Raw genomic sequence first — 11,791 nt, forward strand, 5'->3', positions numbered from 1 at the left:
AGGTGGCGGGATTAGAACTCAGGCGGCTCGCCAGGCTGGAGGTGGAGAACGGCGAGGTACTCGCCGTAGGGCATCTCTTCATCCACCCACCGGCTGCCGCCTGCGGAGTCGGGAATCCACATGCCGTCGAGAAGGTACTTGTCGTCGAAGACAGCAACGCGATCCTCCTTCACCCCTGCCGCCATCAGCAACTGGATCCCCAGCAGCAGGACTGTGGAGGCTTCCTTGACCGCGCAGACCTCGGCGTGCCCCGTGGGAAAGACCTTCCCGTCCGCGTCGCTGCCCGGCTCGGGGACGGACGCATAGCCCCGGACGGCCATCTCGTGCAAGGCAATCGCCTGAGTCACCGCTGCCGCCACCGACGTGCCGGCGCCCGACACACCGCCCGGCGCATACGTCCGCAGATGGTCAGCGACCGCATGCGCGTGGATAGGCCATGCACCGACGTGGTGGTGCAGCTTCTCCTCAGCGGCTTCGACGGCCAGCCCAGGCTCTCCGGTGTCCGGATACAGCAGCCGGACGAATCCTTCGAGTGCCGCGCGCAGGTAGCCGAGACGGACCTGGTGCTGCTGCCACTCCTCCATCATCTCGGTCCAGACGGCATCGAAGTCGAGGCCCGCCGAGCACATGCCGCCGTCGTCATACGACATGTCGAACGTCACCGTGCGCAGGCCCTGCGCGAGGCGCAGCCACTTGTAGGCCGTGTCCCAGCTGTTCTGCGTCCCGGGGACTCCGGAGACGGCGGAGGCATGCTCCACCCAGTCGGTGAGTTCACGGACATGGTCCTCAGGCTCGGACAGCGCGAGTGTTGACAGCGTGCGGTATGAGGGCAGGCAGGAGCCCTCCATACGGGTAGTGGTCATGGACGGAGCATGACACATGGCACTGACAATCGCCCCGGTACCAAGAGCCGGTGCGACGCTCAGGTGCTGGTGGCGCGCCGTACAAGCCGGTGGCCTCGCAGCTCCCGCTCGCAGCGTACGAGTTCGCGTTCCCAGCCCTCTTCCGTGCCGATCAGGTGCGGACTCTCGTAAAGGCCAGCACGCACCTCGGCGTCCGTGAGCCTCCGGTACTTGGGCGCGTCAGGATCATCCTCGGCAAGGAACTCGTGCTTACGGTGCAGCAGTGGACGGTTGGCGGAGTCCGCGTACGAGGTGAAGGAGGACTTGAGGGTCTTCAGGTCGACGGCGTACGACGCCGCGAGACGCGGGTGAGGATCCGTGTCGAACTCGGGGTAGTCGAGCCAGCTGACACCGCGGCCCTGGTGGCGGAGCTTGACGACGGACCACTCGCCGGGACGGCCGGCAGCGATGCTCGCGCACTGCTCGTACAGACGCAACACGGCCGGGATCCGGTGAAGTGCCCGACGGTGCACGTACAGGGCGGTTGCGGTGAACTTGCCGGCAATCGATCCGTTCATCGCGCGGCGGACGTATGCGTCGTCGCGCAGTTTGAACAGCAAGCGATCGGCACGCCGGCACGCCTCGGTGTATGAGGGGAAGAACGCACGGATGTCCACCTGCACAGGCAGGGGCAGACTGCTCACGGGGCCCCGGCCGTGGAACAACTCCAGGGCGAGGAAGAGCAGCGTGTCGAGGGCTCCGCGTTCGGCGCTCCGTTCCACCTTCACAGGGTCGGCTTCCTGCTCGGCAAGGCGCTTCAGTTCAGTGGGGCGCAGGTGGCCGAGGAGGCTGATGATAGGCTGCGGCATTTCCTCAACCTGAGGCATCCGGCCCCGCTGTTCGAGATGATCCACGACCGAAGTGATCGCCGAGGCGGTGTCCTCGGACGCGAGCCAGCCCCCGTCAGGGGCGACCTGGCGGGCGAGGTAGCTGAGGCGGGCCGCGTCGTCCTTGAAGGCATAGACAATGCCCGGCGCCGACGACACGCAGCGGACACCAGCGGCTTCCTCAACGTAGTCCCGAAGCTCGCCAGCGGCGTAGAGGTGCTGGAAGGTGCGGCGCTGAGTGAGGATGCCGTCGCCGTACTCCTTGCCTTTGATCTGGTTGCGCTCCCACCTCAACCGTGCGGACACCACGAGCACGGATTTAGTGAGGTCCCAGGCGCGGAGGAGCGTCTCTCGTCGTTCGGCGGGGTTCTCAATGACGTTCAGGACATAGGTAAGAAGGACCACCTCGGCAGGCTCACGCCGCCCATCCGGGAAATGCACCGGGTCCCACCCCGCGGCATCAAGGCCGAGGTGCTGCAGAGCCCGTACATCGCCGCCACGACCGCACCCGTAGTCCAGTACTCCCGCGTCTGGTTCCAATTGGAGGTCGCCTACTGCACGACGGGCCGGTAGCGAGAGGCCGACACGACCAATGGCGGTCCGATGCCTCTGGCTGCTCCAAAGCTGCTGTGTCATCGGCGTCCCCTGATTCCACGGACAGGCCAGCATGCGACAGCATCGAACCTTACGTGACTCCCGATCCAGTGACGTTTTCTCAGTGAGATGATCTTCGCGAAGCGATGTGAACCACCCATGTGCAACCAGTTCTAACGGGCTGTGCCCGGTTGCGGAGAGACGTGAAGCCCCTGGTAGGACAGGTCTCACCACAAGATCATGTCCGAACCACCAGAGGCTTCACGTTGGTCACCTATGGTGCCACGCTCGATGTCCCGCTCCACGTCGTGGATCACCTGGCGCGCCTGCTGGCCGCGCGCCGACGGCAGATCGACGCTCCGGGCAGCAGCCGTGCACTCGGCCCCTTCCGCTTCCGCCTGGCCGTGTTGGTCCTGCGCTGGTTCCGTGAGTGCGCTGCGTGCACTGCCTGACCCGCAACGCGCGCGTCTTCCAGGCCGCCGGATACGGCTACCTGCACGAAGGCATCGATGTCCTCGCCGATCAGGCCCCGGATCTGCACGAGGTCCTGGACCGCTGCCGACGCGAGGGCATGACCCACGTCATCGTTGACGGCACGTTGATCGAGTCCAACCGGTTCGCCGACATCCACGAGAACGGCAACAACCTATGGTTGAGCCAGAAACACAAGGCGTTCGGCGGAAACCACTTACCACGAACAACCTGATCAGAGGCACCCGTGCCCTCGGCGAGCGAGCTGTCGCCGAGCTCAAGCAGACACTGGCGCACCCTGCAACACATCAGCTCTGCCTCGGCTGGTATCGGGGACACCGCCCGAGCTGCCCTCGTCCTCAACGAAATCTGGAAGTGATCACCGCTGAGATAGCAAGTATAAGCAGAGGGCCACGAGCTGCAAAGCCGTGGCCCCAATTCGATCGTCAGGGGCGCCGTGTGACGCCCACGAACGCCGCCCAGCTCCTCCGCGAGAAGGCGAGCTGGACTCGGTTCGGTTCCTTGGAGTCCCGCACGTGGACCGTGTTGGGTGTTGTGGCTAGCTCCAGGCACTCGCCGCCCTCGTTGCCGCTGTGGCTGCTCTTGAACCAGGTGAGACGTGCGGAATCCTCGGTGGTCATCGTTCCGTCTGCATCCTCTCGATCAGTTCCAGGGACTCACGTGGTGTGAGCGCCTGGGCCCTGATGGTGCTGTACCGTGCGGCCAGGATACGGACCTCCTCGGCATCCGTCGCCAGTCGTGAGTGATTCTGGATTTCCGTGTAGCCAACCTGCGGCTTCCCCTTGGGGGTCAGCATGGTGAACGACCCGCCCATACCTGCGTGCTCGCTCCTGTCCAGCGGCATCACCTGGAGCTCGACGCCCCGCAGCCCACCGATCCTGAGCAACTGCTCCAGTTGCTCCTTGTGCACCTCCCAGCCGCCGAGAGGCCTCCTGAGCGTGGCTTCCTCCACCACCGCGGTCACCATGGGCGCAGGCCAGCGAGTCAGGATCTTCTGCCGGTCGAGTCGAGAGGCCACCCGCCGCTCGATCGTCTCTTCGTCCAGCAGCGGCTTCCGCATCTCGTACAAGGCCCGTACTCGCGGTTCCGTCTGGAACAAGCCGGGGATGTCCTGGCTGTTGTAGAAGTTCAATTCCACGGCCTCCGCCTCCAGCCGCGCGTAGTCCCTGAACCATGCCGGGTGCCGTACTCGGGCCTTGGCCTTCGCCTTTTCCACGTCCTCCTTCAACGCCTTCAGCAGGCCGCCCGCACCCAGAAGTTCGTCTGCCGCGTCCAGGAACTCCGGCTGAGCCGTCCTCCGCCCTCGCTCCACGGAGGAGATCAGGTCCTCGCTGTAGCCGAGGCGGTCTGCCAATTCCTTCTGGGTCCAGCCCAAGCGCTCTCGCAGCAGCTTGATCTGTTTGCCGATGGCCCTGTTCAGGGCGATCACGTCATCCGCGTCTTCCGGAGGCTCGGGGCGCCGTTCGCCGTCCTTGTTGCTGCTCACGCCCGTGCCCGTGGCCATGTTCGCCATGGAATCACCGTCCCCAGTCAGTCGTAGGTGCGTCCGGTTACGCCCGACGCACCAGACGCGCAACCTTCCGTGCCGGTACGCGCACGCTCCGTACCGATCGCATGCCTGGTCAGCGTAGGCACGTCCGGCCACGCTCTGTCACATGAAGTTGAAAACGTCAGCCGTTCGTGAGCACCAATCGGTCCCGGTCTCCCTGCACTTCAGTCAGCAGCTCAGTTCCACCGAGCGCGGGGCCCGCCTCGCTCGGCTGCTCACCGTGCAGCAACTCATCGACTGGGGCTGGGATCGGGACGGGGAAGCCGTGGCGACCGTCGCACTCGTCGTTGCCGAACTCGCCACCAATGCCGTGACACATGGGCGTCTGCCCGGCCGGGACTTTCTCCTCGCTCTCGCCTTGAGCGAAGCTGCCGACCCCGCGTCCGCCACGCTGCGCATCGAGGTTGCCGACAGCCGCGGTGAGCGGGTTCCGAGCGCCGAACCGCACGGCCGGCCCTGCGACGACGAGCACGGCCGCGGTCTTCTCATCGTCCAGTCGCTCGCTACGCGTTGGGGCACCGTGCCGCGTCCCCCGTCCGGCAAGACCGTCTGGGCCGAGGTCGACCTCGGCGGCGGTGGCGCCTCGGGTCCGATCCCCCAACCTTCTGGTCCTTCCGCTTGCTGAGGATGCGTGCCCGGGCGGGCGTGTACTACCATGTACTACATGGAGACGACCGCCCGCGAGTTCAATCAGAACGCTTCGAAGATCCTCGCTGCCGCAGAGCATGGCGAGTCCATCACGGTGACCAAGAACGGACGGCCGGTCGCCATACTCTCTCCCGTGAGCCAGGCGGACATCGCCGTTTCCGCGTATCCGACTGACCCAATGGGTGAGGACGACGAGGCTCCGGTGTTCCACAGCGGGTCGCCCGTGGACTGGACGGCAGGGCGCGGCGGCTACCTGGAGGGGTTCGGCGCGTGACCGTACTGATCGCCGACACGTCGGGGCTGTTCGCTTACTACAACGCAACCGACTCGGAGCACAAGGAGTGCCGAGCGGCGGTGGCGTCCGCCGCTCACCTGGTGGTGACGCCCCTGGTGCTGGCAGAACTGGACTACCTGCTCACCACGAGGATCTGCCCCGATGCCGCACACGCCGCGCTGGCCCACATCCGGGACCGCGTCGCCGTGCGACGGTACGCGGTGCCCGAGATCGAGCCGCATCTGTCGACCGCGCTGGTTACGATGCGCCGCTATCCGCAGATCGGTCTCACCGACACCATGAACGTCGTCATGGCGGCCGAGTACCGCACGGACGCCATTCTGACCTTGGACCGTCGCCACTTCCGCGCAGTGCGCCCGCTGACCGGTCACACCGCCTTCCGTGTCTGGCCTGACGACCAGTGACCATCGCCCCTCGCAGCGCGGCAGACAGCGCGCGGGCGCCAGGCAGCCGCCTACCCCGTTCGAGCGAGACCGCGCGCGAGTGGGCCCACTCCTTCGCCAAGGCGGCGACTCAAGGTGCCAAGCCCCTTTCTCATGGCACTCTCACCTCTTTCGGATGAACCGCACATCCGCCTCCCACCTCTACATGCTCTAGTACACAAGGGTGGAGAAGGTGGACATGAACGCCCGTATTGTCGATGTGCTAGGGCGGCGGCGAGATGCGGCCCCGGACGCCCCGGACGTCTCCGATCAGCCCCGGGGTGCCGTTGGTGCCGTGGCTCCTCAGCAGTGGCATCGGGGGATGACGCTGATCGCGACGATCAGTCTGTTCATCGGGACCCGTTCCGCCTGGACCAAGGCGATGCTCTCCCAACCGCCCGTCGCCGGGGTCATCTCCGTCGTCTACGGCGGGATTCTCGTGTGCGGGGTGCTGGCGCTCTTGGTGCGGGGGCGGCGGGCTCTGATGCGTGTGGATCTCGCGGTGCTCGTCCTCGCGGTGGTCCTGGTGGGGTGCCATTACTTTCTGGATCACGCCGGTACCGACGAGGGCGTGCTCACCGCTCAGGCCGCCAACGAGATCCTGCACGGCCGGCCGGTCTACGGGCAGCCCTGGCCCTGGCTGTTCGGCACCGCGAAATCCGGCGTGACCAAGACGATGTCCGGCGGGGCTGATCTCACCTACGGGTATCCGCCGCTGACCGCCCTGATCGCCGCGCCGGTGCATGCCTTCGTGCACTCCACGGCCGCCGCGACCCTGGTCACCACCGGGGCGCTGGTCACCAGCGCCGTTGTGCTGTGGCTGCTGGTCCCGGTGCCCTGGCGGTCTGCGGCCACCGCCGTGTGTCTCGGGTTCGGCTTCCTGCCGGGCTACGCCCGCTCCGGATACCCGGCCATCCTCGCCCTCGCCCTCCTCATCCCCGTGGCCGTTCGATGGCCCGTCACCGGTGCGGGCGGGCGTCTTGGGCGCGGTGGGGTGGTTCGGGCGGTGTGTCTGGGGGCCGCCTGTGCCGCCCAGCAGCTTGCCTGGTTCTTCACGCCGTTCCTGCTGATCGGTTTGTATGCGGTACGGCGCGGCGAACTCGGGGGCCGCGGCGCCGCCGCCGTTCTCGCCCGGTTCACCGGGATCGCGCTCCTGACGTGGGCCAGCATCAACGCCTACTTCGCCGCCGAGGGGTTCACCACCTGGGTGGAAGGCATGCTGCTGCCGATCACCCAGAAGGCGATCCTGCATGGGCAGGGGCTGATGGGTATCTCCTACTACTTCACCGATGGCAGCAGCCGCCTCGACTTCTACTCCTACGCCAGCATGCTGCTCCTCGCCGGCCTGCTCGTTGCGACGCTGCTGTTCGCCCGGCGGCTGGGGACCGCCCTGATCGTCCTGCCGTGGCTGCCCTTCTATCTGGCCACCCGTTCCCAGGACGGCTACTTCCTGATGATGACCCCGCTGTGGCTGGCCGCCGCGGCGACCGTCCCCGCCGCCTCGCTGGCCTCCGCCTGGCAGCCCCGTATCCCGCACCTCACCGGCCGCCGTGCCAAGGTCGGCGTCGCCACGGCCCTTGTCATCCCTGCCCTGGTGTGCGCCACGGTCGCCGCCACCAGCTCGCCTCCGCTGCACATGACGCTCACCCCTCACATCAGCGACCGGCCCCACCGGGCCATCACCGGCGTGACGGTGCGCGCGGTCAACACCACCGGCACCGCGCTCACCCCGCACTTCGCCAGCCGTATCGGCCAGGGCGCCTCCAACTGGTGGACCATCGTCTCGGGGCCGACCACTCTCCGCCCGCACAGCAAGGCCACGTACGTCGTACGGCCCGCCAGTGGTCGTCGCGCGCTGCCGGGCGCGCATCAGCGCATGTATCTCATCGCCGTCACCGGCACGCCTATGACGATCAGCACCGCCCGTATCGTGACCACGGGGTCCCCGGGCTGATATCCGGAGCGCCCGGGGGACGGGGGCCGGCGCCGGTGTCCCAGGCGCCTTCGCCTTCATGCCCTTCGCCGTCTCCGCGGTGGCCACAGCAGGCGTCGACATCGGCATCGGTATCGGCTGGCGCGTCGGCATCGGGCTGCGCGTCGAGGGCAGCAGCATGCGCGTAGGCATCGGCCTCCGCCGCGCACTGCGCCCGCTCCGCCGCGTCGAAAAGGTTCTCGCTGTCCGACGCCGCGTTGGCCAGTCCGGCGCAGCACAGGGTGAGCAGCAGGGCGCCCGCCACGAAGGGCAGGGTGCGGCGCGGGGGTGGTGGGGCCAGCAGGGCCTGTACCCGCTGCGGTACCGGGCCGCCGGTCGCGCCCAGGGCGGCGGGGCGTGCTGCTGCGGCGGCGGAGGCGGCGAGCGCCGCGCGGCCTACGGCGCGTGCTACGACCGTACGGCTGCCGACGCGGGCCGCGGCCTCCTCGTCGGCCCATCGCTCCAGTACGAATCCGCCCGCCTCGGCGAGGGGTCGTAGCAGCGGGTTGGCTGCCGCCGCCAGTCGCCACACCGTCTGGAAGAGGTGGTGGCGGCAACGGAGATGGGCCCGTTCGTGCGCCAGGAGGGCCTCGCGTTCGGCGTTGCCCAGGCAGCACAGCATTCCCCGGGACACCACGATCCTGCCGGGGGCGCCGGGCAGCGCGAACGCCTGCGGTGTCGTGTCGTCCAGCACGGCCAGTTCGGTGTCCCCGGGCATGCGGCCGCATTCCCGGCGGGCCCGTACGAGGTGTCGTAGCTGCCGTACGGCCGCCACGCCCAGGCCCGCGAGCCCCGCCGCCAGGGTCAGGGCGCTGGCGGTTGCGACGGTCAAGGAGACCGGGTCCTGGCTGCGGAGCAGGGGCAGCGACCAGTGACCCTCCTGCGCGACCTCCGGGATCTGCGCGAACCCGGTGAACGCCAGCAGGGCCAGTGAGCCGAGCCAGCCGGTCGCCGTGACGAGTGCCGCGCACGCGAGGAAGCAGGCCGCCGGCCGCGGTGCCGGTCGACGGGCTGCCCGCGGGGTGATCACCGCGAGGACAACCGTGACCAGGAGCGGGATGTAGACGCTTATTCTCACCGGTTCACCGGCTCATTGCCCGTCACCGTCGCGGCCCGGTGTCCGGCCCCGGCTCCTGATCGCCCAGCAGGCGGTGCAGCAACCGCTCGTCGTCCTGCGACAGTTCGTTCACGAAGCGGGTGAGTACCGCCTCGCGGTCCGGGCCGCCCTCCAGCAGGCTGTGCATGCGTACGGCGGTCTCGGACGCCTCGTCGCGGACGGGCGCGTAGGCGTATCCGCGGCCCGCGGGGTGGCGTACCAGTCGTCCCTTGTCGTAGAGGCGCGACAGGATCGTCAGCACCGTCGTGTACGCGAGGTCTCCGGGCAGCCGTTCCTGGACCTTCCGTGCGGTCAGCGGCCGGTCGGCGGCCCACAGGGCGGCCAGGACACCGCTCTCCAGTTCCCCGCGCGCCCTTCTGCCGGTCGCCGCGCCGCCGTCTTCGTCGCTCTTCCGGTCGCGCACCGGTCACCGCCTTCCTGCTTCCCGTTTCCCGCTGGATGCTTCCTGTTTCCTTCGGCGGCCCAGCCTACCCGGGGGCTACTACGACCTGTAGAAGCGCTGTGCGTGGTCGACGCCGATGGGCCGACGGAACTACTACATCTTGTACGAGGTTACCTACTACATGTTGTAGAGTTCGGCCGCCCCCTCCCTTCGCTGAGGAACGAGCCCCCATGCCCTACCTGGGAAGCCCGGTGCGGACGCGCGCTCTGACGGCCGCCGACCTGCGCCCCGACCCGGCGCCCGCCTCGGCGCGGGCCGAGCGCATCGCCATCGTCTCGGCGAGCATCGGCGCCGGTCATGACGGCGCCGCCGCCGAACTGGCCCGCCGTCTCACGGCGCGCGGCATCGTCGTCGACCGGTTCGACCTGCTGGACCTGCTGCCCGCCCGCACGGGACGGCTCATACGGGACGGTTACCACCGCATGCTGGTCCGGGCCCCCTGGGCCTACCAGCGGGTCTACGGCAGCACCGAACGCGCCGGGGGCGGCGGACCGTTGGCCGGGGCTCTGCTGCGCTCCGCCGAGGAACGCATGCGGAACGCGCTGCTTCCCGGTACCGGTGCGGTCGTGTCCACCTACCCAGGGGCCAGCCAGGTCCTGGGCAGACTCCGGCTGGACGGGCGGCTGACCGTGCCCGTCCTCACGTATCTCACGGACTTCTCCGTGCACCCGCTGTGGGTGGCCGACGGAGTCGACGTCCACCTCGCCGCCCACGCCGTGCCCGCCGGGCAGGCGCGGGCCGCCGGGGCGCGGGACGTCCGGGTGTGCGGTCCGGTGGTGGATCCGCGGTTCCGTCCCGGCGGGGCGGCGGAGCGCGCCGCTGCCCGGTCCCGGTTCGGCCTGCCGGAGTACGCCCCGCTCGCGCTGCTGGTCGCCGGTTCCTGGGGTGTCGGACCGGTCCGGCAGGTCGCGCTGGAGCTGCGCGACTGCGGTGCCGCCGTCCCCGTCGTCGTCTGCGGCCGCAACGAGGCCCTGGCCGCGAAGCTGCGTGCGGACGGTATCGAGCATGCCTACGGCTGGGTCGACGACATGCCCGGCCTGATGCACGCCGTCGACGTCCTGGTCCAGAACGCGGGCGGGCTCAGCTCGCTGGAGGCGTTCGCCGCCGGAGTGCCCGTCGCGAGCTACCGGTGCATACCGGGCCACGGACTGACCAACGCCGCCGCGCTGGACGCGGCCGGTGCGGCAGCGTGGATCCGCGACCCGGGGCAGCTCAAGAGTGTGCTGTGCGATCTGCTCGACGGACCACTGGGACTGCGCCAACGCGCGGCCGGGCTCGCCCTGTTCGCAGACGAGGCCGACGAAGGCGGCGAAGGCGGCGAAGGCGGCGGCCCTGCGGCCGAGATAGCCCGCGTCCACCGCGCGGGGCTGTCATCACCGCCATCACCGTCATCACCTTCATCACCTTCATCGCCTTCTTCGCAGCCACCGCGGGACGACGTGCGCCGTCGGCGCCGACCTGCGGCGCGTCGGCTCGTCGCCACCATGGCCATGGCCTTCGGGGTGTGGGCCTGCGCCGTCGGCACGGGGATCGCCACCGCCTACGACGGCCCGGTCCCGGACGTGATCCACGCCATCGGGCACCACCTCGACCCCGACGGCCCCCACCCTGGCGACGCGCCCCACCCGGAAGGCCACCACTCATGACCGCCGCCCGGCTGGCCCGCACCGCCGCCCTCACCGCGTTGCCCGTCCTCCTGGCCGCCCACGCGGCACCCGTCGTCTCCACCTTCGGCCCGCTGCGCAACCGCTGCATGCCCCGTCTCTCGGGCCGGGGCCGCCCCGATCACATCGCCCTCACCTTCGACGACGGACCCGACCCGCTGTCCACCCCGCTGTTCCTGCGTCTGCTCGCCGAACGCGAGGTCCACGCGACGTTCTTCCTGCTCGGGCGCGAGGCACACCGCTCTCCCGGTCTTGTCCGTGAGATCGCCGCGGCCGGACATGAGATCGGCGTCCACGGCTGGCAGCACCGGCCGTTGCTGCTACGGGGTCCGCGCGCCACGTACGACGACTTCGCCCGCGCCCGCGACACGGTCGCCGACATCACAGGCCGCCGGCCCACGCTCTTCCGGCCCCCGTACGGCGTGATGTCGGCCTCGGCCCATCTGGCCGCCCACCGCCTCGGTCTCACGCCGGTGCTGTGGACCTGCTGGGGCGAGGACTGGACGGCCCGTGCCACACCGGAGTCCGTCCATCGCACGGTCACGGCCGACCTGGACGGCGGCGGCACCATCCTGCTCCACGACTCCGACTGCACCTCCGCCCCGGGCGCTTGGCGTTCAGCTCTCGGGGCGCTGCCTCGCATTCTCGACACGTGCGAACAACGGGGTTACGAGGTAGGCCGGTTGAGGGACCACAGTTGGCGGGGAGCGGCCTGACGCAGGACTCTCTGCCTTGTAGAGGCCTGAGGCTTGCCCGTCCGTACATTTGATCGCCAACGGGACGGCCGTTTGATTGGTTCGGGTTCATCAAACGGGCAAACAATTCCAAACCAACGGCGGCTGTCCAACCACCTGCGCAATGCGCCCC

13 protein-coding genes are annotated in these 11,791 nt (G+C 69.0%); 7 read left to right on the plus strand and 6 right to left on the minus strand.

Features of this window, described 5'->3' with window-relative positions; all coding sequences use genetic code 11:
* Nucleotides 1–11: 11 nt before the first annotated feature.
* Nucleotides 12–863 (minus strand): hypothetical protein, encoded by an 852-nt coding sequence (locus tag ACSYGN_RS12980; protein WP_460395073.1) that lies wholly within the window; start codon nt 861–863, stop codon nt 12–14.
* Nucleotides 864–922: 59 nt separating this feature from the next.
* The gene (locus ACSYGN_RS12985) at nt 923–2,365 is read right to left on the minus strand and encodes a DNA phosphorothioation-associated putative methyltransferase (protein ID WP_460395074.1); all 1,443 of its coding nucleotides are present in this window, start codon (nt 2,363–2,365) and stop codon (nt 923–925) included.
* A 397-nt stretch (nt 2,366–2,762) separates the two neighbouring features.
* On the opposite strand from ACSYGN_RS12985, the gene ACSYGN_RS12990 reads away from it, so the two are divergent.
* A complete protein-coding gene (locus ACSYGN_RS12990; protein WP_460395076.1) occupies nt 2,763–3,029 on the plus strand; it encodes a hypothetical protein in 267 nt (88 codons plus the stop codon).
* Nucleotides 3,030–3,240: 211 nt separating this feature from the next.
* On the opposite strand, the gene ACSYGN_RS12995 is transcribed toward ACSYGN_RS12990, so the two are convergent.
* Nucleotides 3,241–3,435, minus strand: a complete 195-nt coding sequence (locus ACSYGN_RS12995; protein WP_460395078.1) for a DUF397 domain-containing protein — start codon at nt 3,433–3,435, stop codon at nt 3,241–3,243.
* Complete coding sequence (locus ACSYGN_RS13000) at nt 3,432–4,328, minus strand: helix-turn-helix domain-containing protein (RefSeq protein WP_460395080.1); 897 nt, start codon at nt 4,326–4,328, stop codon at nt 3,432–3,434. The genes ACSYGN_RS12995 and ACSYGN_RS13000 overlap by 4 nt, the downstream gene beginning before the upstream one ends.
* Before the next feature lie 142 nt (nt 4,329–4,470).
* On the opposite strand from ACSYGN_RS13000, the gene ACSYGN_RS13005 reads away from it, so the two are divergent.
* From ACSYGN_RS13005 to ACSYGN_RS13020, 4 genes are all read left to right on the plus strand, one after another.
* On the plus strand, nt 4,471–4,989 hold the full coding sequence (locus ACSYGN_RS13005) for an ATP-binding protein (RefSeq protein ID WP_460395082.1): 519 nt from the start codon (nt 4,471–4,473) through the stop codon (nt 4,987–4,989).
* Nucleotides 4,990–5,028: 39 nt separating this feature from the next.
* A complete protein-coding gene (locus ACSYGN_RS13010) occupies nt 5,029–5,286 on the plus strand; it encodes a type II toxin-antitoxin system Phd/YefM family antitoxin (protein WP_460395084.1) in 258 nt (85 codons plus the stop codon).
* Nucleotides 5,283–5,711, plus strand: coding sequence for a PIN domain-containing protein (locus ACSYGN_RS13015; RefSeq protein WP_460395086.1), 429 nt, complete (start codon nt 5,283–5,285; stop codon nt 5,709–5,711). The genes ACSYGN_RS13010 and ACSYGN_RS13015 overlap by 4 nt, the downstream gene beginning before the upstream one ends.
* A gap of 217 nt (nt 5,712–5,928) precedes the next feature.
* Nucleotides 5,929–7,683 carry a hypothetical protein gene (locus ACSYGN_RS13020; RefSeq protein WP_460395088.1) on the plus strand — a complete coding sequence of 585 codons (1,755 nt, stop codon included), beginning with the start codon at nt 5,929–5,931 and terminating at the stop codon, nt 7,681–7,683.
* Here the strand turns inward: ACSYGN_RS13020 and ACSYGN_RS13025 are convergent.
* Together ACSYGN_RS13025 and ACSYGN_RS13030 are read right to left on the minus strand one after the other, a co-directional pair.
* Nucleotides 7,643–8,779: a M56 family metallopeptidase gene (locus ACSYGN_RS13025; RefSeq protein WP_460395090.1), complete on the minus strand. Its 1,137-nt coding sequence runs from the start codon at nt 8,777–8,779 to the stop codon at nt 7,643–7,645. The two genes, ACSYGN_RS13020 and ACSYGN_RS13025, sit on opposite strands and share 41 nt — an antisense overlap.
* A gap of 22 nt (nt 8,780–8,801) precedes the next feature.
* On the minus strand, nt 8,802–9,221 hold the full coding sequence (locus ACSYGN_RS13030; RefSeq protein WP_460395092.1) for a BlaI/MecI/CopY family transcriptional regulator: 420 nt from the start codon (nt 9,219–9,221) through the stop codon (nt 8,802–8,804).
* Between the two features lie 209 nt (nt 9,222–9,430).
* Between ACSYGN_RS13030 and ACSYGN_RS13035 the strand changes: the two genes are divergently transcribed.
* Nucleotides 9,431–10,906 (plus strand): MGDG synthase family glycosyltransferase, encoded by a 1,476-nt coding sequence (locus tag ACSYGN_RS13035; RefSeq protein ID WP_460395094.1) that lies wholly within the window; start codon nt 9,431–9,433, stop codon nt 10,904–10,906.
* The gene (locus tag ACSYGN_RS13040; protein WP_460395096.1) at nt 10,903–11,640 is read left to right on the plus strand and encodes a polysaccharide deacetylase family protein; all 738 of its coding nucleotides are present in this window, start codon (nt 10,903–10,905) and stop codon (nt 11,638–11,640) included. The genes ACSYGN_RS13035 and ACSYGN_RS13040 overlap by 4 nt, the downstream gene beginning before the upstream one ends.
* The last annotated feature ends 151 nt before the right edge of the window (nt 11,641–11,791 follow it).

The organism is Streptomyces sp. YIM S03343, assembly GCF_054729195.1.

Coding starts and splice junctions, on each gene's coding strand:
- ACSYGN_RS12980 (WP_460395073.1), bottom strand. CDS start 863: ATGACCACTACCCGTATGGAGGGCTCCTGCCTGCCCTCATACCGCACG.
- ACSYGN_RS12985 (WP_460395074.1), bottom strand. CDS start 2,365: ATGACACAGCAGCTTTGGAGCAGCCAGAGGCATCGGACCGCCATTGGT.
- ACSYGN_RS12995 (WP_460395078.1), bottom strand. CDS start 3,435: ATGACCACCGAGGATTCCGCACGTCTCACCTGGTTCAAGAGCAGCCAC.
- ACSYGN_RS13000 (WP_460395080.1), bottom strand. CDS start 4,328: ATGGCGAACATGGCCACGGGCACGGGCGTGAGCAGCAACAAGGACGGC.
- ACSYGN_RS13005 (WP_460395082.1), top strand. CDS start 4,471: ATGAAGTTGAAAACGTCAGCCGTTCGTGAGCACCAATCGGTCCCGGTC.
- ACSYGN_RS13010 (WP_460395084.1), top strand. CDS start 5,029: ATGGAGACGACCGCCCGCGAGTTCAATCAGAACGCTTCGAAGATCCTC.
- ACSYGN_RS13020 (WP_460395088.1), top strand. CDS start 5,929: ATGAACGCCCGTATTGTCGATGTGCTAGGGCGGCGGCGAGATGCGGCC.
- ACSYGN_RS13035 (WP_460395094.1), top strand. CDS start 9,431: ATGCCCTACCTGGGAAGCCCGGTGCGGACGCGCGCTCTGACGGCCGCC.
- ACSYGN_RS13040 (WP_460395096.1), top strand. CDS start 10,903: ATGACCGCCGCCCGGCTGGCCCGCACCGCCGCCCTCACCGCGTTGCCC.